The sequence below is a fragment of the Acidaminococcus sp. HCP3S3_G9_1 genome, assembly GCF_052122455.1.
Lineage (GTDB): Bacteria > Bacillota > Negativicutes > Acidaminococcales > Acidaminococcaceae > Acidaminococcus.
Genome location: NZ_JBQKCH010000011.1, coordinates 44,057 through 64,975, shown reverse-complemented (window position 1 = coordinate 64,975; position 20,919 = coordinate 44,057). Strand labels below are relative to the sequence as shown.

20 protein-coding genes and 1 tRNA gene are annotated in these 20,919 nt (G+C 55.5%); 3 read left to right on the top strand and 18 right to left on the bottom strand.

What is annotated here, in order from left to right; translation table 11 throughout:
• Positions 1-128 precede the first annotated feature (128 nt).
• Complete coding sequence (locus tag ACTQY1_RS08060) at positions 129-1,070, bottom strand: threonine ammonia-lyase (RefSeq protein WP_022486604.1); 942 nt, start codon at positions 1,068-1,070, stop codon at positions 129-131.
• 64 nt (positions 1,071-1,134) lie between these two features.
• Positions 1,135-1,446, bottom strand: a complete 312-nt coding sequence (locus ACTQY1_RS08055) for a hypothetical protein (RefSeq protein WP_022486605.1) — start codon at positions 1,444-1,446, stop codon at positions 1,135-1,137.
• Positions 1,447-1,742: 296 nt separating this feature from the next.
• Between ACTQY1_RS08055 and ACTQY1_RS08050 the strand changes: the two genes are divergently transcribed.
• Positions 1,743-2,738 (top strand): gamma-glutamyl-gamma-aminobutyrate hydrolase family protein, encoded by a 996-nt coding sequence (locus tag ACTQY1_RS08050; RefSeq protein WP_229778445.1) that lies wholly within the window; start codon positions 1,743-1,745, stop codon positions 2,736-2,738.
• Positions 2,739-2,846: 108 nt separating this feature from the next.
• On the opposite strand, the gene ACTQY1_RS08045 is transcribed toward ACTQY1_RS08050, so the two are convergent.
• The 5 genes from ACTQY1_RS08045 to ACTQY1_RS08025 all read right to left on the bottom strand — a co-directional run bounded on the left by ACTQY1_RS08045 (position 2,847) and on the right by ACTQY1_RS08025 (position 7,384).
• Positions 2,847-3,008, bottom strand: coding sequence for a hypothetical protein (locus ACTQY1_RS08045; RefSeq protein ID WP_022488017.1), 162 nt, complete (start codon positions 3,006-3,008; stop codon positions 2,847-2,849).
• Between the two features lie 48 nt (positions 3,009-3,056).
• The gene (locus ACTQY1_RS08040; RefSeq protein ID WP_022488018.1) at positions 3,057-3,209 is read right to left on the bottom strand and encodes a hypothetical protein; all 153 of its coding nucleotides are present in this window, start codon (positions 3,207-3,209) and stop codon (positions 3,057-3,059) included.
• A gap of 186 nt (positions 3,210-3,395) precedes the next feature.
• Entirely contained in the window at positions 3,396-4,730 is a 1,335-nt protein-coding gene (rpoN, locus tag ACTQY1_RS08035; protein ID WP_022488019.1) for an RNA polymerase factor sigma-54, read from the bottom strand.
• 116 nt (positions 4,731-4,846) lie between these two features.
• Positions 4,847-6,031: a MalY/PatB family protein gene (locus ACTQY1_RS08030; RefSeq protein WP_022488020.1), complete on the bottom strand. Its 1,185-nt coding sequence runs from the start codon at positions 6,029-6,031 to the stop codon at positions 4,847-4,849.
• Between the two features lie 102 nt (positions 6,032-6,133).
• A complete protein-coding gene (locus ACTQY1_RS08025; RefSeq protein WP_288310310.1) occupies positions 6,134-7,384 on the bottom strand; it encodes an Nramp family divalent metal transporter in 1,251 nt (416 codons plus the stop codon).
• Between the two features lie 343 nt (positions 7,385-7,727).
• Between ACTQY1_RS08025 and ACTQY1_RS08020 the strand changes: the two genes are divergently transcribed.
• Positions 7,728-8,723, top strand: a complete 996-nt coding sequence (locus tag ACTQY1_RS08020; RefSeq protein ID WP_022488022.1) for a LacI family DNA-binding transcriptional regulator — start codon at positions 7,728-7,730, stop codon at positions 8,721-8,723.
• A gap of 164 nt (positions 8,724-8,887) precedes the next feature.
• Here ACTQY1_RS08020 and ACTQY1_RS08015 read toward each other — a convergent pair whose 3' ends face one another.
• Both ACTQY1_RS08015 and ACTQY1_RS08010 read right to left on the bottom strand, forming a co-directional pair.
• The gene (locus ACTQY1_RS08015) at positions 8,888-10,150 is read right to left on the bottom strand and encodes an Nramp family divalent metal transporter (RefSeq protein ID WP_022488023.1); all 1,263 of its coding nucleotides are present in this window, start codon (positions 10,148-10,150) and stop codon (positions 8,888-8,890) included.
• Between the two features lie 147 nt (positions 10,151-10,297).
• Complete coding sequence (locus tag ACTQY1_RS08010; RefSeq protein ID WP_302574950.1) at positions 10,298-11,272, bottom strand: dihydrodipicolinate synthase family protein; 975 nt, start codon at positions 11,270-11,272, stop codon at positions 10,298-10,300.
• Between the two features lie 298 nt (positions 11,273-11,570).
• Here ACTQY1_RS08010 and ACTQY1_RS08005 point away from each other — a divergent pair, with 298 nt between their 5' ends.
• Entirely contained in the window at positions 11,571-12,542 is a 972-nt protein-coding gene (locus ACTQY1_RS08005) for a metallophosphoesterase family protein (RefSeq protein ID WP_441368995.1), read from the top strand.
• 22 nt (positions 12,543-12,564) lie between these two features.
• On the opposite strand, the gene ACTQY1_RS08000 is transcribed toward ACTQY1_RS08005, so the two are convergent.
• The 9 genes from ACTQY1_RS08000 to mnmG all read right to left on the bottom strand — a co-directional run bounded on the left by ACTQY1_RS08000 (position 12,565) and on the right by mnmG (position 20,919).
• Positions 12,565-13,152 carry a hypothetical protein gene (locus ACTQY1_RS08000; protein WP_441374034.1) on the bottom strand — a complete coding sequence of 196 codons (588 nt, stop codon included), beginning with the start codon at positions 13,150-13,152 and terminating at the stop codon, positions 12,565-12,567.
• Between the two features lie 325 nt (positions 13,153-13,477).
• Positions 13,478-13,554: transfer RNA gene (locus ACTQY1_RS07995), tRNA-Val, on the bottom strand.
• Between the two features lie 45 nt (positions 13,555-13,599).
• Entirely contained in the window at positions 13,600-14,304 is a 705-nt protein-coding gene (locus ACTQY1_RS07990; protein WP_441368993.1) for a DUF554 domain-containing protein, read from the bottom strand.
• Between the two features lie 9 nt (positions 14,305-14,313).
• Entirely contained in the window at positions 14,314-15,330 is a 1,017-nt protein-coding gene (locus ACTQY1_RS07985) for a ParB/RepB/Spo0J family partition protein (protein WP_441368992.1), read from the bottom strand.
• Positions 15,320-16,084 (bottom strand): ParA family protein, encoded by a 765-nt coding sequence (locus tag ACTQY1_RS07980; RefSeq protein ID WP_441368991.1) that lies wholly within the window; start codon positions 16,082-16,084, stop codon positions 15,320-15,322. Before ACTQY1_RS07980 ends, ACTQY1_RS07985 begins: the two co-directional genes overlap by 11 nt.
• 103 nt (positions 16,085-16,187) lie before the next feature.
• A complete protein-coding gene (pepT, locus tag ACTQY1_RS07975) occupies positions 16,188-17,429 on the bottom strand; it encodes a peptidase T (RefSeq protein WP_441368990.1) in 1,242 nt (413 codons plus the stop codon).
• 111 nt (positions 17,430-17,540) lie between these two features.
• A complete protein-coding gene (locus ACTQY1_RS07970; RefSeq protein WP_022488031.1) occupies positions 17,541-17,972 on the bottom strand; it encodes a hypothetical protein in 432 nt (143 codons plus the stop codon).
• Between the two features lie 356 nt (positions 17,973-18,328).
• The gene (gene rsmG, locus ACTQY1_RS07965) at positions 18,329-19,042 is read right to left on the bottom strand and encodes a 16S rRNA (guanine(527)-N(7))-methyltransferase RsmG (RefSeq protein WP_441368989.1); all 714 of its coding nucleotides are present in this window, start codon (positions 19,040-19,042) and stop codon (positions 18,329-18,331) included.
• Positions 19,039-20,919 carry a tRNA uridine-5-carboxymethylaminomethyl(34) synthesis enzyme MnmG gene (mnmG, locus tag ACTQY1_RS07960; protein WP_022488033.1) on the bottom strand — a complete coding sequence of 627 codons (1,881 nt, stop codon included), beginning with the start codon at positions 20,917-20,919 and terminating at the stop codon, positions 19,039-19,041. Before mnmG ends, rsmG begins: the two co-directional genes overlap by 4 nt.

Sequence of the window (20,919 nt, the reverse complement as noted above, 5' to 3'; positions counted from 1 at the left end):
GGACTTTGGGACCGTCCTTATCACCAGTTCAGTGCTGTTGCCAAAGGAAACCAGCTGTTCCCCATCTGCCTCCGTTTTTTTCCATTTCAAGATCAATTTGCAAAAATTGATTTCCAACAGCATCGAATTTACAATCCCTGTACCAGGGAAAAATCCACATTTCCTCCGGAAAGGATAAACACCACTTTGTCTTCCGGTTTGAAGGCCAGTTTCCCGCTCTGGATGGCCGCCAGACCAATGGTGGAGGAGGGTTCGGCCAGGACCTTGCCTTCTGTAAGGAGCAGCTTCATGGCTGGGAGCAGAGCATCTTCCGGCACGTCGATGACCTGGTCCACTTTATCCCGGACAAGGGGGAAGGTTTTGTCTCCCGGGCACAGGGTAGCCACTCCGTCGGCAATGGTATCCGCCTGAGGAACTTCTATGGGCCGCCCTTCTTTCAGGCTTACGGTGAAACGGGGGATCCGGTCCGGTTCGCAGGCAACGACCCGGGTTTCCGGACGGATGCCTTTGACAGCCGTGGCAATCCCGCTGGTAAGACCGCCCCCGCCCAGAGGAACAACCACTCCATCCGGATCCGGCAGATCTTCGAAGATTTCCAGTGCAATGGTCCCTTGACCGGCCATGACATCATAATCATTGAACGGTGGCACATAGCAAAGTCCCTGTTCGTCCCGCATCCTTTCCGCAATGGCAAAACGCTGGGACTTTTCACACAGGATCACATTGGCCCCCAGGTCACGGACGGCCTGGATCTTGATGGCCGGCGCATGTTCCGGGATGACCACCGTAGCCTGGATTCCCAGCATTTTTGCCCCATAGGCCACGCCCCTGCCATGATTGCCGCTGGAAGCCGTGACCACACCTTTTGCCCGTTCTTCCGGAGTCAGCTGCAGGATCCGGTTCAGAGCCCCCCGGATCTTGAAAGAATGGGTCAGCTGCATGCATTCTGCCTTCACATAGACCTGACAGCCCAACAGAGCATCCAGAGACGGAAGACGGAGCAGCGGCGTGTGCAGCACATAGGGCCGGAGCCGGTTCTGTGCCTGAAAGATGGATTCAAGAGTCAGCATGATACAACCTCCTTCAAGTCAACGATAATTCCTTTTCAGCCTGCCAGCAGGATTTTTATCCGGCTTACCTCTCCACAATCTCCGCTTCCTTCACCGCCGGCTGGCCCAGCCAGGCCAGGGCCTGGTCCAGGTCCAGGGTGACTTTTCCCTCTTCGTTTACAAAGGCGGGGATGCCAATGAAGGAACGGCCGTTTGCCCCTTCCCGGGCCGGGGCAAAGGCAGCTTCCCGGTCCCGGAGGGTAAGGAAGTCTTTCATATTGTCAGTATTCGCCGTCATGTCGATGAACCGGAACTTGTCCTCCAGATTCCGGGCCTTCAGGATGGCCAGGGTATTCCGGCAGTCGATACAGATTTCACTTCCATAAAACAGGATCATGGTGTCTCGCTCCTTTTTGTCTCTTTTGACCGTATTGTACCGGGTAGAGGAAAGGAATGCAAGGGGGACAGCAGCCCTGCAGCAGCTTTAATTTCCGAACTGCACATCTTTACTTATAAAAATAGTTCAGTATAAGCAGACGCTTATACTTATTTTCCTGTATCATTCCTAACAAGTTTAACATTTCTTTACGAACCATTCACATATTTTTTGACTTTTTGTGAATAATCAGCTACACTGACCTTGTTCTGTTCATTATGAATCCGGAACCATTCTAAAAAAGGAAGTGCATGTCCATGAAGCTGAAGAAACTGGAAAAAGTCCTTGCGGTAACTGCCCTATCCCTGAGTTTCTCCCTGGGGATGGCCTATGATGTCCATGCCATGGTGGGAGGGAAACCGGTGATCGGGATTTCCTGGAAGAGCAACAAACAGGATTATGCGGCCTTCAAAAAGATCATCGAACTGGCCGGCGGGGTTCCGGTGGAACTGGGCCAGATCAAAAGCACGGATGTGAAATATGACAGCGACGGTGCCGTGGACAAATCTGCCCTGGAAAAATCCGGCATGCTGAAGCAGAAATACGCCAACAAGATCAAAGCCAAAGACTTTGCCAAAACCAACATCGCCACGGTGATGCAGGGTGTGGACGGGGTCTTCGGTACCGGCGGAGAGGACATCAGCCCGTCCCTGTACAAAGATGCGGAAAAGGAAAAGAACCACGGGGAAGGGATCAACGCCACCCGGGATATTTCCGACTATACCCTCCAGGCCTACTGCCTGGCCAACAACATCCCTACTTTGGATGTATGCCGCAGCGAACAGATGCTGGGGGTTGTCTCCGGAGCCAAAATGATCCAGGATCTGACGGATTACTACAAGGAACAGGGGAAGACCTATCATGACGACTTCCACCGGATGCCTCCGGGAACCCCCAACCGGGATTATGCCCGTCATGATGTGCACATCCTGCCGGCCCATTCCCATCTCCGGGAAATCGTGGGAGCTGATGAACTGAAGAACGTTTCTTCCTGGCACCATCAGGCTATCGGCAGCATCACCGGAACGGATCTGGTCCAGACGGCAGAAACTACCTACAATGGCATTTCCATCATCGAAGGGGTGGAATATCCCAAGAACACCTTTACGGTGGCTCTCCAGTTCCATCCGGAAAACGACCTGAAACAGGTGCTGATCAACAAAAAAGACGCCAAAGACTACTGCGACACCAAAGTGTCCCTGAAATTTTTCCAGGCCCTGGTGAAAGCGGCAGCGGATAAGGCGACGAAATAAAAAAAGGGGCGCAGGCCCCTTTTTTTGTCAGCGGTCAATGGTCAATTGTCAATGGCCGGTATAAAAAATAAGGTGTGCTGCAGTTTTTTCTGCAGCACACCTTATTTTTTATACCCGAAATTCCCGTCTTACCATCCCCGGTATTTCTACTTCATACCCGGTGACTTTGGATTTCGCTTTACTGGTGGCCAGGACACCCAATGTCAGGATATCCAGCAACCCTTCCACTTTTTTCGTCATTTCGTAACCGCTTTTCGCTGTCATTCCCATGATCCATCCCTCCTACTTTCTTGCCATCATGCCAGGGACCGGTTCCGTTTACTCGAAATCGAAATACCCCATGGGATCCCAGTCTTTCAGGCTGGGGACATCGCTTCCGGACAGGCTGGGAGCGAACAGTTCCAGGATCTTCTCTTCTACGCTGCCGGCTTCCGTGCGAGCCATCGTTTCCATTTTACCATTCATTCCCATAAGAACCCCTCCTTTTTTGTTCGGCTATTTCCGAACTGTCTTTATTATAACTCATGTATTGTTCATGTATAGTACTTCACATTCAGTTCACATTTAGATGTTTTGTTCAGGGGTAAATTGTAAATAATTTTACGGAATTTGAGATAATTTAAGGAAGACTGCTGCCCATACAGCAGCCCCTGCCACTCACCACTCCCTTCTGGCACTTTTATCCCCGATTCCCATCTTTATCCGGTATTTGTTCACAGTCCGGCGGGCCACCTGGATGCCCTGTCGTTCCAGGGCCCTGCAGAGAGCCTGGTCGCTGAGGGGGTGGTGCTTGTCTTCTCCGTTGATCAGTTCCCGGATCAGCTGCTGGAGCTTCTCTTCCGTCACCTGGCCCTCTTCCCGGGAGGCCGCCTGACCCTGGAGGAAACTGCCGGCGGTGAAGCTGCCCCACCGGCACCCCAGGATCTTGTGCTGGAGGGCCCGGCTCACCGTGGACAGGGACAGTCCTGTATCTTCCGCCAGATCCGCCAGCTTCAAAGGCTTCCGGTGGCCGGGACCCAGCCGGAAAAAGGCTTCCTGGTGAGTCACCAGAGCCTGGAACACCAGGAGCAGGGTCTGATGCCGTTCCTTCAGCAGCTGCTGAAGCTGCCGGGCTTTTATCAGCTGTTCCTTCAAATAGGATTTCACCTGGGTTCCCTGGTTCCGGCCCCAGTCCATGTACGCCTGGTTCAGGATGAATTTCCGGCCCCAGGGATCATGGACTGTCACCTGAAGCTCTTTTCCCGTATCTTCCACCCATACGTCTTCCCGCTGATAGACCACCGGTCCACTGGCAGCATACCGGCTGCCGGGCTTGGGATCCAGAGCCCGGATCCGTTCCCGGGCTTTGAGGACTTCTTCCTGGGTGCAACGGAATTTCCGGGCCAGAGCCGGGATCTGGTTCTGCCCCAGGAGATCCAGTCCTTCCCGGACGATTTTCCGGGCCAGGTCCGCCTCTTTCCCCTGGTTTTCCAGCTGGAGCAGCAGACACTGGGACAGATCCCGGGCTCCCACCCCAGCCGGTTCCAGCTGCTGGATCAGCCCCAGCACCTTCCGGACCTTTTCTTCCGTGACCCCGAAGGCCCGGGCAGTATCCGGGACGCTTTCCGTCCACCAGCCCCGGCTGTCCAGAGTCCCGGCTATGTAAAAGGCCAGGTGCCGTTCTGCTCCGGAAAGCCGCAGACACCCCACCTGTTCCTCCACCACCTGCTGGAGAGTCTTTTCCTGCCGGCCTGCATTGGCTACCGGGTCCGGCAGGGAATCATCCTCCCGGTCCCGGACGGTCCGGTCCCGCCTCTGTTCTCCCGCCGTCTCCCGCCAGTCCGGAGCCGTCCCTTCCCCGGGAAAGTCCAGCAGAGGATTGGCTTCCACCGCCTCCTGGATGTACTGTTCCATTTCCAGAGCTCCCAGCTGGAGCAGCTTCATCTGCTGGACCAGATACAGGTTCAGCTGCTGTTTCTGCTGGGGAGCCAGAGTGAGTTTTGTCATGTTCATAATAGGTTTTCTTCCTCCTTTCTGCCCTGTTTTTTATCCTGTTTATAAAAAAATAATATACTCTAGAGTATAATACTTTAGAGTATATTATTTTACAAGACAGAGAATTTTCTTTTTTAAAGCCCCTTTTCCTCCAGTGCGTCTTTCAGCTGGTGGAAGGCCTTTTCCACGGTGGCACGGGGACAAGCCATGTTGAACCGTTCGAACTGGGAGGTAGCCGGTCCGAAGATCTTCCCGGAATCCAGCCACAGTTTGGCTTCATCCACCACCAGGTGCTCCAGTTCCTCATCGGAGAGCCCGTAGCCGGAAAAGTCGATCCACACCAGATAGGTGCCTTCCGGTTCCACAAAGGTGGCTTTGGGAAGGTTTTCCTTCACAAAATCCCGTACCCAGGCAATGTTCCCGGCAATGTATTCCACCAGTTCCTTCACCCATGCATCCCCTTTGGTATAGCAGCTCTTCACTGCCACCTGGCCCATGATGCTGCCCTGGCTGTAGCCGGCGGCGGCGTTGGCCTTCCGGTATCTCCGGCGGAGTTCTTTATTGGGGATGATGATGTTCCCGGGCTGGAGTCCCGCCACATTGAAGGTTTTGCTGGGGGAGTTGAAAACAACCAGATTGTCTCTGTACTTTTCATCCAGGGCCAGGAAGCTGGTGAAATGGTGGGGCGCATAGACAAAGTCGCAGTGGATCTCGTCGTCCAGGATGATCACCCCGTGCTTCAGGCAGATATCTCCCAGCCGGGTCAGTTCTTCTTTGGTCCACACCCGTCCTGCCGGGTTGTGGGGACTGCACAGCAGGAATACCTTTACCTGGTTCTCTAGGATTTTCTGCTCGAAATCAGCGAAGTCAATGGTATATTTTCCGTTTTCGTAATGGAGCTGACTGTTGATGAATTTCCGTCCATTGTCTTCAATCACTTCCCGGAAGGGGTAGTACACCGGCTGCTGGATCAGCACGGCATCCCCCGGTTCGGTAAAGGCCTTGACCCCGGTGGCCAGGCCAAAGACCACTCCGCAGCCCAGGGTCACCCATTCCGGCTGGATGTGGTATCCGTGGTGAAGGGAGAACCACCGGTCCAGGGCGGTGAAATATTCGGCGTCCGGATCCGTGTAACCGAAGATCCCGTGGTCGATCCGTTTGTGGAAGTCTTCCAGGATCTCTTCCGGCAGGGCGAAATCCATATCTGCCACCCACATGGGCAAAAGATCCGTCCGCCCCTTCCGTTTCATCCCAAAATCATATTTCAGGCAGCTGGTGCCCTTCCGGTCGATGATCCGGTCAAAGTTGTATTTTCCCATACGATCGCTCCTTTTCCCAGTTGTTTTCTATATTATATTACCGGATGAAAAGGAAGTTGGCAACAAAAACGGGGGGTGTGGGGTGATTTTCACCCCACCTCTTTACAACTTCGCCACCAGTGCGTAGATGGTCATGCCCAGGGCGAACAGGTAGCAGATGGTCATGGAAATCTGGAGGAGCCGGGGCGGTTTCAGCCCTTCGTTCACGTCTTTCCGCCAGATCATCCGGGTAACGAAGAACCCGGCGGTGGGGGTACCGATGGCCGTGGCCAGGTTGGCAATGAAGATCAGCTGGGTGGGAGACCCGTTGTACAGGAAGCAGATCACCGTCCCGAACACGATGCAGGCGGTACAGCTCCACCGGACCAGTCTGCTTTCCAGGCTCACATCCTTGTCCAGCCCTGCGTTCAGCAGCACCACGCCCCGCTGGGTATTCCCCAGCAGGCTGGAGAAAGCGGCTCCCAACAGAGCCAGTCCCATGACCAGGTTGGCATAGCTGCCCAGGAAGGGCCGGAGCATATCCGCCAGCTGGACAGGGGATTTGATCCGCAGTCCCTGAGGATGGAGGACGATGGCCCCTACCAGCACCACAGCCCCGGAAATCAGGATCACCGTCACCACATGGGCAATGGCGTCCGCCAGCATAGTGCCGTTGAACATGTCCTTTTTGTTCCATTTCTTTTCCGCTCCCAGGTAGGTGCCGTAGACCCCGGCGGTAATGGCCGCATGGGTGCTGATAAACGCCAGGGAGTGGCGGATGCTGCCGTTGGGGAAGCCCCAGTGGGTAACACCCCGGAAGAACCCGCCCCATTCCGGTCCCCCGGCTACATACAGGGTGGCGTAGAAGGCGGCGATCATGGCCAGGATGCACAGCAGGATTCCCTTTTCCACTTTGGAATAGGTATTCTTGGCAAAATACATGGCCAGCAGGATGGCAATCATGATCAGGGATCCGATCTTCCAGTTGATGCCGAAAAGCAGGTTCATGCCGGCGCCGCTGCCGGAAATGTTCCCAAAAGTGAAAAACAGGCAGGCCAGGAACAGACAGCAGCCTACAAAAGCAGCTGCGGCTTTTCCGTAAAAATGCCGGATGGCGTGGATGATGGGCAGTCCGGTGAGCATGGTGATCCGGTAGCAGGTCAGCATGAAGGTGATGCCCATGATGAAAATGGGGATGAACAGCCACAGCATGTCATAGCCATAGTTGGCCCCCAGCATGGAGGCGGTGGTAATGGCTCCCGGGCCTATGACCACCCCGGTCAGCACGATGCCGGGACCGATCCGCTTCAGCATCTGCAGAAAAGTCAATTTGGGAACCGTCTCCGGGTCAAAGCCCAAATGTTCAATGTACATAATACCTTCTCCTTGTCCATGTCCGCTGCTGCCGGTTCCCGGCCGACGGCAGCGGGTAATTTGGGATTGTTTGGGGCAGCTGCTTGCAATCGTTTGCATTATTTCTGGTTATTTTATAGCATTTTCCTCCTGTTTCCGTCAATGTTTTCTGATACTTCTGCAATTTCTTGCAGGGTGAGCAGCACTATATAATCAGTATTCACGGGCTTTTTCAGCTTTTTATTGACTTTTTTCACCAGGTATGATATGTATTTCTTATCTGCAAACGTTTTCAGAAATCAGCGGAAATAGAAAAAAATCCAGACGCAGTCCGAAAAGGTCCGTCCGGAAAGGAGGGAAACCCATGCCAACCCTGAAAGACGTGGCCAGGCTGGCCTGTGTGGACGTAAGCACGGTCTCCCGGGCCCTGAACAACAATCCCTGTGTCCACGCGGAAACCAAAGCCCGGATCATGGCCGCCGTGGAAAAGCTCAGCTACCGGCCCAACCTGCTGGCCAAAGGTCTGCGCCAGGGCAAACGCCACACCATCGGAGTGGTGGTTCCCCGGCTCCACTTGACAGTGTTCTCCACCGTGGCCCAGGCCATCGAGGAGGCGGCCCGTGACCAGGGATACGCCACACTGCTGTGCAGCACGGAAGATGACCCTCAGATGGAAAAAGACGGCCTCAGCCGGCTGCGGAACGGCCTGGTGGACGGGATCCTGCTGGCAGGCACCGGCAAGAACAAAAAACTGGTCCGGGACATCCAGGCCTCCGGGATCCCGGTGACCCAGGTGATCCGGATCCAGGACGATACCTTGTCCAGTGTTACCGTGGACTATGTAAAATGCGGCTACGAAGCGGTAAAGTACCTGTATGCCAAAGGCAGCCGCCATCCCGGTCTCATAACCGGTTCTTTGAAACTGTCTCCCTATAAATTCCGGTATCAGGGCTATAAGGAGGCCCTGGAGGAATTGGGATTGAAAGAGATCACCTCCGAAGCCAAAGGTTTCACCAATTCCCTGGAATATGGCTACCAGGCCACCCGGCAGATGCTCCAGGAGCATCCGGAACTGGACGCCATCCTGGCGGCCATGGATGCCCAGGGGATCGGAGCCATGCGGGCCCTGAAGGAAGCAGGGAAAAAGGTCCCCAGAAATGTGCGGATCATCAGTCTGACCGGTCACGAAATCGGCAGTATGCTGGAAACCACCATGACCACTCTGGAAATGCCCGCCCGGGAAATCGGCCGGAAAGCCGCCCAGCTGGTGCTGGAACAGATCGAAGCCAAGGATCGGAGTGCCGTGGCCATCCAGCATGTGGTCTATGATTCGGTACTGATCGAGCGGGAAAGCACCTGATACAACTGTTGTGCAACCATTGTAGGACATGAGTTGGATGAAAAAAGGTGTTGCACGTTGTGTGCAACACCCCTGTCACTGGCCTCTTCTCACTGGTCACTGGATGCGGGCGGACCAAGGGAGCTGTGAAAAAATGAGAAATCTTTTTTTCACAGCTCCCTTTTTTACATAAATTTTGAACCGAAGCTGTATACTGTCAAGGCCGTGGTGAACAGATAGCATACAGTCATGGCAATCTGGAGCAGCCGGGGCGGCTTCAGGCCGGCCTGGACGTCTTTCCGCCAGATCATCAATGTAACGAACAGACCGGCTGTAGGCGTTCCGATACTGGTGGCCAGGTTGGCCAGGAAAATCAGCTGGGTGGGAGACCCACTGTAGGCAAAGCACACAGCCACCCCCAGCAGCAGGCAGGCCACGCAGCTCCACCGGACCCGTTTGCTTTCCAGGCTCACTTCCCAGTCCATTCCGGCGTTCAGCAGCACCACTCCCCGCTGGGTGTTCCCCATAAGAGCGGAAAACGCAGATCCCAGCAGCGCTGCCCCCATCACATAGCGGGCTTTGCTTCCCAGGACCGGTTCCAGCATCCCGGCCATCTGTACCGGACTGCTGATCTGAAGGCCCCTGGGGTGGAGCACAATGGCTCCCACGGTCACAATGGCCCCGGAAATCAGGATGACCGTCAGGACATGGGCACAGGCATCGGACAGCATGGTCCCATTGAACAGATCCTGCTTCTTCCATTTTTTCTCTGCCCCCAGATACGTTCCATAAATCCCGGCGGTAATGGACGCATGGGTGCTGAGAAAGGCCAGAGAGCTTAGGACACTCCCTTCCGGAAATCCCCAGTGGATGATTCCCTGGAAAAAGCCCTGGGGATCCGGTCCCCCGGAAGCGTACAGCGTGGCATAAAACGCCACGATCATGCCCAGGATACAGACCATCACCCCTTTTTCGATTTTGGAATAGGTGTCCTTGGAAAAATACAGCCCCAGCAATAGTGCCAGCATAATCAGCGCTCCCACCTTCCAGTCCACCCCAAACAGCAGATTCATCCCTGCCCCGCTGCCGGAAATGTTCCCAAAAGTGAAAAACAGGCAGGAAAAGAACAGGCAGATGCCTACAAAGGCCGCTGCTCCTTTGCCATAATAATGCCGGATGCCGTGGAGCAGAGGCATCCCGGTAAGCATGGCCAGCCTGTAACAGGTAAGCATAAAGGTAATGCTCATGATGAAAATGGGAATGAACAGCCACAGCATCCTGTACCCATAGCTGGAACCCAGCATGGCTGCGGTGGTAATGGCTCCCGGCCCCACCACCACCCCGGCCAGGATGATCCCGGGGCCGATCCGTTTGAGGATTTCCAGGGCAGTCAGCCGTTTGACTGTCGCCGGGTCGAATCCGAGTTGTTTATTGATTGTTGTTTCCATTGTGTATTCCTTTGCTGATAATAAAGCGGCTGCCCGTCATTGGATGAGCAGCCGCTTTGCAGTTTCCTTTATAGAAGGTAAGAAGGGTGGATTGAATCAATCCGTTAAAAGGGATTGTTTTCGCCTGTTTTAGGAGGATGGGTTTGTTTATTTTTCAAACGGTTTCATATCCACTTTAGGCAGGCCGCTCTTTTTCAGACCTTCTGCCACCCAGTCTTTTTCTTCCTGGTCCAGAGGCAGCACCGGTTTCCGCATGAGGCCGCTGGTGAATACGCCCCGCTGTACCAGAGCTTCCTTCAGGCGGGCATGGGCTTCACCGGAAGGCTGGCCGCCGCCGTAAATGGCCTGGCTGATGGGGTAGATGTTGTTGGAAGCATCCTGGGCTTCCTTCAGGGTGTGGTTGGCTGGATCCTTGAAGACGTTCCAGGCTGCAGTGATCAGTTCAGGCACGCAGCCGGCAAACCCGATGAGAGCGCCGTCCATGCCAGGGAACCAGGATACGCACAGGGTTTCGTCATGGCAGGTGATCAGAGATACATCCGGGCAGGCTTTCCGCAGTTCACGGACATCATGTTCGTAGATGGCGGTGACACGGGTGCCCATCTTGATGGCCTTTACATGGGGGATTTCCTTGACCATCTTGATCAGGGTTTCCACCGGATAGAAGGCTTTGCTGGTGGCCGGATACAGATGGATGATAATGTCGATGTCGGCACCGTCAGCCACGTCTTTCACGAACTGGAAGGGAGCTTTGGGGTTCATCCCGAAACGCAGCCACATATGAGGAGGCATCAGCAGGATCCCGTCAGCCCCGGCGTCTTTGGCATCTTTGGCCATTTCGATGGCGCCTTCGGTATTTTCACAGTTGACCCCGGAGATGATGGTCATCACATCCCCGCATTCTTCCGCACAGATTTCCGTAACCCGTTTCCGTTCTTCCCGGGTCAGGCCGGTGACTTCGCCGGTATGGCCGTTGCAGACCAGGCCTTCGATGCCTTTGTTGTAGAAGGATTTGATCCAGCGCAGGTACGCTCTGAATTCCGGTTCGTTGATGGAATAATCAGCATTCAGAGGAACGGATACCGCCGGGAAAATGGTCTTGAAGTTCTTTACTTTTGCCATGGTGAAAACCTCCTGAAAATGATCTTATATTTTTCGCTTGTCTCTGCAATCGTTTGCATCAACCTTGGCTATTTTATATCATGTTTTCCGGTTCCCCGTCAATATTTTCTGACAGTTCCGCAATTTTTTGCATTGCAATTTTCAGGACTTACCTAGTATTGATGCGCTCCTTCGGCTTTTTTCCATTTTTTATCTTTTTCCGTTTTTCTCCTGCAAACGATTTCACACCATGCCTGTGCTGCTCTGCAGCATCCTGGAAAACTGCTATAATGGGTCCTGTCTGAAAGGAGTGTTCCCCATGTATAAAAAATTTTGGCTTTCGATGACCGCCTTGCTGACGGTCCTGGCCTGTCTGCTGCCCATGGAGGTCCTGGCCCCCACCGCGGAGGCCCGCCGGTACCAGCGGGTGGTGATCCTCAGTGACATCCATTATGGGAGCAAATCCCAAAAGCCGGACGTCCGGACCCGGAAGATCCACAACAAGGAACAGGCGGTCCGGGACATCAACCGCTGGCAGGATGTGGACCTGTGCGTCTTTACCGGGGATATGGTCCAGAAAACCGGCAGCCCGGCAGATTACAAACTGGCCCGGAAGCTGACGGATCATCTGAAAAAGCCCAAGGAATTCCTGGCCGGGAACCACGAAATCATCTACCACCGGGATCTGTCCAGCACCGGAAAACTGGTTCCGGCAGATTCCTACGAACGGGGTCTCCATATGCAACAGTATGAAAAGGACTTTGGTCCCCTGTATCATTCCCGGAAACTGGGCCCCTACTTCCTGCTGTTCCTGTCCCCGGATACCCTGGAAAGCAAATATGCAGTGGAACTGTCCAAAGAACAGCTGGACTGGCTGAAAAAGGAACTGAAAGACCACCGGCAGGAACCCACCCTGATCTTCTGTCATGCCCCTGTCACCGGAACCATGGTCCCCGGCAGCAAACTGGACAAACCCCGGAATTATGTCCAGCCGGCCAAAGCCATAGGCAAACTGCTCCGGGCCAATCCCCAGATCCTCCTGTGGGTTTCCGGCCATACCCATACTTCTCCCAAAAATCCCAGTTTTTCCAATCCGGTGAACCAGATTGCCGGTACAGCCATCCTGGATGTGTACAACCCCACCTGGGACGGAAAACAGGTATGGACCAATTCCCTGTACCTGTACCCGGAAAAGATCCTGATCCGCACCTACAGCCACAAAACCCATCAGTGGCTGCCTCAGTTTGACCGGACCCTGTGGGTTCCCAGGGAATTGAGAAAGGAGATGTGAATTTTTTCACACCCCCCTTTTTTTACAAACTGCTGTAAATGGATTTCTTTTCGTTTTTCTCTGGATTCTTTTCCATGGAGATGAAATAGTGTTCCGTATCTTCCACCAGGCTGTTGGCCAGGAGGCTGCGGAAGGCTGCCGGTTCCATCCCCTCTCCCTGGACAGCGAACACATAGTTCCCGGTTTCCCAGCGGGCTGCGTAGGATTGGGGGCCCAGCTGGGCAATTTCCGCATTTGTCTCATTTATACGTTGCTTATGCCATTCTTTTCCATATATTCCACTTAATTCTTCTTTGTTTATCTCTTTTTTCAAGCCTGTGCGGATCCTCACCTTGGTCTCTGGCTGTCCCAGACGAAGAAAAGACAAGTCTGCGAACCGTCCTCCGATTACGGAAAATCCATCTGGAGCGTACCCCGAATCCAGGCTAAGGGTCAGTGGTGCAAACCCCAGGACACGGGCGGCGGATCCATAGGTTCCATAACTGACAATGGGGTTGGGGATCTGGACGGATCCTTCGTCAGCAGGAGCGGCAGCCCCCAGGCCGGCAGTGCCCAGGACCAGTACAACCGCCCCGGCAGCCAGGGAATGTTTCAGTTGAGAAGTGTACATGGCAAGACCTCATTTCCGATAGAGTAAAAAACTGTGTTTCCAGAAGGAGTGTAACACCGAAAGGCCCGTGGAACAAGAGGAAGAACGGTTTTGGAATGGAAAAAACAGCCTTAACGGGGAAAGTGCATAAAAAAAGTGCAGGAGTTTACAGGAAAAAGGGGAGGAGGCGGCTGCAGAGGCAGCAGCCTCCGATCAGCAGTCAATGGTCAACAGCTGAAGGAGGAAACCCGCGGCTGCCAACCCACCGCCCTTTTCCTCTTTTTTCTTTTGGCACAAATAAAAAAAGAAGCTGTTGCCGGAGCAACAGCTTCTTTTCATTTTCAATTGGTGGGATTATGCGGATTCGAACCGTAGACCTCATCGATGTGAGCGATGCGCTCTAACCAACTGAGCTATAATCCCGATAAATTGTATTATACGCTACTTGTCCAAATAATGCAAGGGTTTTTAGAAAAAAATTCCGGCAGCCACGCCGACCACCAACAGCCCCGGCAGCATGTTTCCCACCCGGATCTTCAACAGTTTAGTCATGTTGATGCCGATCCCCAGGATCATCAGTCCGCCGCAGGCGGCAACTTCCTGGACCACAAGCTGGCTCATCCAGGGCCCCAGGAATCCTGCCAGAGCGGTAAGGATTCCCTGATAAACCCCAACGGACAGAGCCGAGAACAGGACACCGACCCCAAAATTGGAAGCATAGATAATGCCGCTGAGACCGTCGATCAGCGCCTTGGTGTAAAGGGTGGTGGGATCCCCGGACAGCCCGTCCTGGATGGACCCCACAATGGCCATAGCCCCTACACAGTACAGCAGACTGGCGTTCAGGAACCCTTCCACAAAGGCGTCCGTCCCGGCATCCCCCTTCTTCCGGGATTTTTGGAATTTTTCAGCCAGGAGGGTTCCCACCTGTTCCAGTTTTTCCTCAATACCCAGGGCTTCTCCCAGGATGGAGCCCACCACCAGACTGATGATGGTCAGCAGGATGTGCTGCCCCTGGAGAGCCATCTGGATCCCCAGTACAATGACACACAAAGCCAGTCCGTAGATTACGGTTTCCTGGTATTTTTCCTTGATTCCCCGGCCCACCAAAAGACCGATCAGACTGCCTCCTGCAATGGCGGCCACATTCACAACCGTTCCCATTCCCACCATAGCCGCCTCCTACACGGTAAAGCGGCCGGTTTTTTTCCGGCCGACGTTTTTTTCCGGCCCTTTCAGCAGATCATAGAGCCGTTCCAGATCTTCCGGCCCGTAGTATTCGATGAGGATCCGTCCTCCTCTGTCCTTTTTGAACGGTTCTATCTTCACCCGGGTCCCCAGATACTGGATCAGTTTTTCCTGGAAGGCATGGGTATCCGTATCCTGGGGCTGGCTTTCCCTGCCGGCGGCTTTCTTACCGCCCTTCTTCTGTTTTTCCGGTTTTTCCGGAGGAATCAGGTCCTCTTCCGTCTGGAAATACAGATGCCAGGGCTTCCCTTCCCGTTCCGCCTTGGCCACTTCTTCCACCACCCGGGCGGACCAGCCTCCTTCCGCTGCCTTCCGGGCCAGTTCCGTGATTTTCTCCGGCGCATCCAGTCCCAGGAGCGGCCGTACCTGGCCGGGGGTAAGTTTGCCTGCAGAGACCATTTCCGCCGCCTCAGGAGGCAGTTTCAGCAGCCTCAGGGCATTGGCCACCGCAGCCCGGCTCTTCCCCAGCTTGGCCGCAGCCTCCTCCTGGGTGAGCCCCAGGCTTTCCATCAGGTTCTGGATGCCCCGGGCCTCTTCCATGGGATCCAGATCGCTGCGCTGCATGTTTTCCACCAGGGCCACTTCCATCATGGCACCGTCATCGTATTCCCGGACCACCACCGGCACTTTGGTGAGCCCGGCGGCTTTGGCCGCCCGCCAGCGCCGTTCTCCGGCCACGATTTCATACTGCCGGCCTTTTTTCCGGACGATGAGAGGCTGGATCACCCCGCTTTGCCGGATGCTTTCCTCCAGTTCCCGGAGCTTGTCCGGATCGAAGGTCTTCCGGGGCTGGTAGGGATTGGGCTTCAGATTCTTCAGGGCCACTTCCCCTACGGTTTCCCCGGCTTTCTTTTCTTCCACCACCGGTTTGGGAGCCGGTGCCTTGGTCCTGCGCCCTCCAAACATCTTGTCCAGGCCCGTCATGCCCAGACCGCCTTTCTTACCGGCCACGGCGCTTCACCTCCCTTGCCAGGCTCCTGTAAGCCTCTGCCGCCTTCCCGTGGGGATCGTACACCGTAATGGGCTGGCCGTAGCTGGGCGCCTCTCCCAGCCGTACGGAACGGGGGATCATGGTCTTGAACAGAAGATCCGGGAAATGTTCCTTCACCTGGCCCACCACATCATTGGACAGGTTGGTCCGGCTGTCGGTCATGGTCATGACGATCCCTTCAATGGCCAGGTCCGGATTGGTGGACTGGCGGATCCGGTCCACCGTAGCCAGCAGCTGGGTCACCCCTTCCAGGGCATAGAATTCGCACTGGATGGGAACCAGCACTCCATCCGCCGCCGTCAGGGCATTCACCGTCAGGAAACTGAGGGAAGGAGGACAGTCGATGATTACGTATTCATAATTGTCTTTTATTTTGGACAGATGCTTCTTCAGGGCATTGGCGGGATTCTTCTTTTCGATCAGGTCGATTTCCGCCCCTGCCAGGTTCATGGTGGCGGGAGCCACCCACAGGTTCTTCCAGGCAGTGGGCTGGATGATGCTGTCCAGCTCCGTATTGTTGATCAGCACATCGTACATGCAGCAGGCCAGGCTGCTTTTATCGATACCCAGACCGCTGGTGGCGTTTCCCTGGGCATCCAGGTCCACCAGCAGGGTCTTTTTCCGGCTTTCCGCCAGACAGGCCGCCAGGCTGATGCTGGTGGTGGTCTTCCCCACCCCGCCCTTCTGGTTGGCCACGGCAATGACTCGGGTCATAGGGTCCACTCCTTTCGTTTCTTTTTGGGACACTGTAGGATATTGTAACATAGAAATGAGGTTGTTGCACATAGCAGCAACAACCTCATGCGGTTTTACGGCCCTAAACCCTGTATCCTCTCTTCCCGATTTCCACCACCGTCTCACAGGCTTTCACCAGGCTGGGGATGGGGAGGTATTCGAACCGGCCGTGGAAATTGGCTCCTCCGGTGAACAGGTTGGGGCAGGGCAGACCCCGCCAGGACAGCCGGGCTCCGTCGGTGCCGCCCCGGATGGGATCCACCGACGGAGTGACCCCAACGGCTTCCATGGCCTCTTTGGCCAGTTCCACTACGGCCATGTGTCCGTCCCGGATCTTTTCCCCCATGTTGAAGTACATGTCCCGATGCTCCACTTCCACGCTGCCGGCCCCGTACTTTTCATTCAGGAAAGCGGCCAGACGGTCCAGGAAGGCTTTCCGTTCCTCAAAATGCTTTTTGTCATGGTCCCGGATCAGCATGTGGATTTTGCAGGTCTCCACATCCCCGGTGATCTTGTGTACATGGAAGAATCCTTCGTACCCTTCGGTATATTCCGGCTTTTCCCCGGCAGGCAGGGCCTGCTGCCATTCCATGGCCAGGGTCAGGGCATTCTTCATCTTCCCTTTGGCGGAGCCAGTGTGGACGCTGCGGCCGTGGAAGGTGATCACCGGATTGTCCGCGTTGAAGTTCTCATATTCCAGGCCTCCCAGTTCGCCCCCGTCCACGGTATAGGCAAAGTCCGCCCCGAATTTTGCCACATCGAAGGCAGAGGAGCTCCGGCCGGTTTCCTCATCAGGGGTAAAGCCCACCCGGAGAGTCCCGTGGGGAATTTCCGGATGGTCCCGGAAATATTCCAGAGCCGTCACAATGGCCGCCACCCCGGCTTTGTCGTCCGCCCCCAAAAGGGTGGTGCCGTCGGTGAACAGGATATCCTGGCCCCGGTACTTTTTGACCTCCGGGAAATCTTCCGTGGAAAACAGGATCTGTTTGTCCCGGTTCAACAGGATGTCTTTTCCGTCATAGTTCCGGACCAGGAGGGGCTTCACGTCCTTGCCGGAAGCTTCCGGACTGGTGTCCATATGGGCGATGAATCCCACGGTGGAACCGGTGATCCCTTCTGTGGCCGGCAGGGTGCCCATTACATACCCCTGGCCATCCAGGGACACATCCGTAAGCCCCAGACTTTTCAGTTCTTCCGCCAGGAATCTGGCCAGCACCATCTGGCCCGGTGTGCTGGGCAGTTCTCGGTCATTTTCTTCGCTGGATTGGGTATCGAAAGAAACGTAGTTCAGGAAACGGTTGGTGATTTTTTGGGAGTCGATCATGGTATCATTCCTTTCCGATTTTTTTGGGGGGGGACAAAAAGCTGTCCCCATGTCAATTGTCAATGGTCAATTGACTATTGACGGTGTGAAAAGCCTGCTTTTCACACCTTATCACAGCTTAAAATCCACAATGGCTCCCACGCCCACTCCGTCAACCCGGTTGATGTTGGTGATGCTGGTGGCGTCGATGGGGATCATGGCCTTGACCCGGGCCACGCTGAGGAATTTTCCTTCCAGCTGTCCCACGGCTTTTACCTTGTCCACTTGAGCTTTGGGGCCCACCACCTGGACGGCCCCGATATAGCTTCCGCTGCCCATACTGAGAATGGGCACCACTTTGGTGGCGTAGTGGGTATCCAGGCCTTTCTGGAGAGTCAGTTTGTTGATGAAGGTGTTGATCTCCCCGCCGAACCGGCTGACCAGGTAGCTGATGCCTCCCAGTTTCAGCACGGATCCCAGGTCAAAGGCCTGAGCCGGCAGGGCAGCGGTACCTGCCCCCAGCAGATAGGCGGAAAGTACCGCAGCTGCAATTTTTTTGTTCATGATGGAGCCTCCTTCCGGTTGTATCTCCCCTAGGATATCATAAAGAAGTTACGTTTGTGTGACAAATGGGATTGTTGCACGTTCTGTGCAACAATCCCAAGCTGTAGAGCCGCATGGCGGCTCAAGTCCGGAGTCTGAAGTCAGGAGCCGAAGGATAAATTTGCAGGCAAATTTTTGAATGTGTAGAACCTTTGGGCAAAATGATATCCCGGGTCGATTTCGAGTCCGGTTCTATATAATCGAAAGGATCCGCCCAACCAGGCAGATCCTTTCCTGAGGCTCCAGACTTCAGACTTCCGACTCTCGACTATAAAAAAGGCAATGTTTCACGTGAAACATTGCCTTTCTTTTGCCGCTTACAAAGGCTTCTTTACTGCCGTCCCCGCTTTTCTGGGATACTGTTTCGGGGTGGAGCGGACTTTTTCTATGGTGATGATGGCCCGTTTGTCTGTGAGCCCCGGCAGCTGCACCGGCCGGACCTCCCGGATCTTTCCGCCCAACACTTCCACTGCATGGCGGGCGGCATCCGCTTCTTCCTGGTATTTGCTGCCCTTCATGGCGTAGAACACTCCGCCTACCCGGACCAGTGGCAGGCAGTATTCCGCCAGCACCGGCAGAGCCGCCACCGCCCGGGCCACCGCCACATCGAATTTCTCCCGGAGAGCCGGATCCTTCCCGGCATCTTCCGCCCGGCCGTGGACCAGCCGGACCTGCCCCAGGCCCAGGGTCTCCACCACCTGACCCAGGAAGTTCAGCCGTTTCTGGAGGGAATCGATAAGGGTCACCCGCATCCCCGGATCATAGATCTTCAGGGGCAGTCCCGGAAAACCGGCCCCTGTTCCCACGTCCACAATGGTGTGGTTGTGAAAGGCTTCCCGGTTGTACACCAGCAGGGAGTCCACCATATGCTTCACCGCCACTTCCTCCGGATCCGTAATGGCGGTCAGGTTCAGGCTTTTGTTGGTTTCCAGCAGCAGGTCCCCATACTGCTGGAACTGGTCCAGCTGTCCTTCCGTAAGAGGGAAGCCGACAGCCTCTGCCGCCTGTTTCAGTGTTTCCCGGTAACTCATGCTTCTTCTCCCTTCCGCCGCTGGGTCTCCAGATACACCATCAGCACGCTGATGTCCGCCGGGGATACCCCGGAAATCCGGCTGGCCTGGCCGATGGATACCGGCCGCTGTTTGGTGAGCTTCTCCATGGCTTCCGAAGACAGTTCCTGGATCCGGCTGTAGTCCAGGTCCTCCGGCAGCAGCTTGTCTTCCAGTTTCAGGGCCCGTTCCACTTCCTGTTTCTGTTTCCGGATATAGCCCTGGTACTTCACCTGCACATCCACCTGTTCCGCCGCATCCACCGGCAGTTTTTCCAGGCCGAAGGCGTCCGCCAGTTTTTCATAGGTCACTTCCGGCCGCCGGAGGAGATCCAGCATATTGATGGAACTCCGGAGGGCCGTGGATCCCAGGCCGGTGATCTTTTCCTGGTTTTCCTCGCTGGGGGCCAGGTTGATCTTGGACAGATTGGCCAGGGTCCGTTCAATGATGTCCCGCTTCTTCGTAAAGGCGTCATACCGCTCATCGGTGACCAGCCCCGCATCCCGGCCCTTCTGGGTCAGCCGCAGGTCTGCATTGTCCTGGCGGAGGAGCAGCCGGTATTCCGCCCGGCTGGTCATCATCCGGTAGGGTTCCGTGGTCCCCTTGGTCACCAGGTCATCGATGAGCACCCCGATGTAGGCATCGCTCCGTTTCAGGATCAGGGGCTTCTTCCCCTGGAGCTTCAGGGCTGCGTTGATCCCGGCCATAAGGCCCTGGGCAGCGGCTTCTTCATACCCGCTGGTGCCGTTGGCCTGGCCGGCACTGAACAGGCCGCTGATGGCCTTGTGTTCCAGGTTGGCTTTCAGCTGGAGAGGATCCAGGCAGTCATATTCGATGGCATAGCCGGCCCGCATCATCTTGCAGTGTTCCAGCCCCGGGATGGTCTGCATGAAGGCCACCTGGATCTCCGCCGGCAGGGAAGAGCTCATGCCCTGGACATACACTTCGTTGGTCCGGAGCCCTTCCGGTTCCAGGAACAGCTGGTGCCGGTCCTTGTCGGCGAACCGGATGATCTTGGATTCGATGCTGGGGCAGTACCGGGGCCCCACCCCTTCGATCATGCCGTTGAACATGCAGCTCCGGTCCAGGTTGTCCCGGATGATCTGATGGGTCCGGGGATTGGTGTAGGTCAGATAGCAGGGCACCTGGTTCCGGGTGGTGATGGTGCTCATGAAGGAGAAGTTCCGGACCCGTTCATCCCCGTACTGAGGTTCCATCTTGGTGTAGTCCAGGGTCCGGGCATCCACCCGGGCAGGGGTGCCGGTCTTGAACCGCATGAGCTGGAGTCCCGCTTCCTGGAGGGACCCGGTAAGCTTCATGGCGGACCGCTGGCCGATGGGGCCGGACATGTAGGCCACTTCCCCGTAGAGGATCTTCCCCCGGAGATAGGTACCGGTGCACAGGATCACCGCATCCGCTTCGAACACTTCCCCGGTTTCCGCTTCCACCCCCTGGACCTGGCCGTTCTTCACCAGCAGCTTGTCGATCATCAGCTGCTTCACATCCAGGTTGTCCTGGTTTTCCACCACTTCCTTCATGATGGTGTGATACAAAGGCTTGTCCGCCTGGGCCCGGAGCGCCTGGACCGCATACCCTTTCCCGGTATTCAGCATCCGCATCTGGATGCAGGCCTCATCTGCCGCCAGGCCCATCTGCCCGCCCAGGGCGTCGATTTCCCGGACCAGGTGTCCCTTGGCCGGTCCCCCTACGGAAGGGTTGCAGGGCATCAGGGCGATATTGTCCATGGACAGGGTAGCCAGAAGGGTCTTCTGTCCCATCCGGGCTGCTGCCAGAGCCGCTTCGCACCCTGCATGGCCGGCTCCCACAACAACCACATCATAATGATCCACTACGATCAT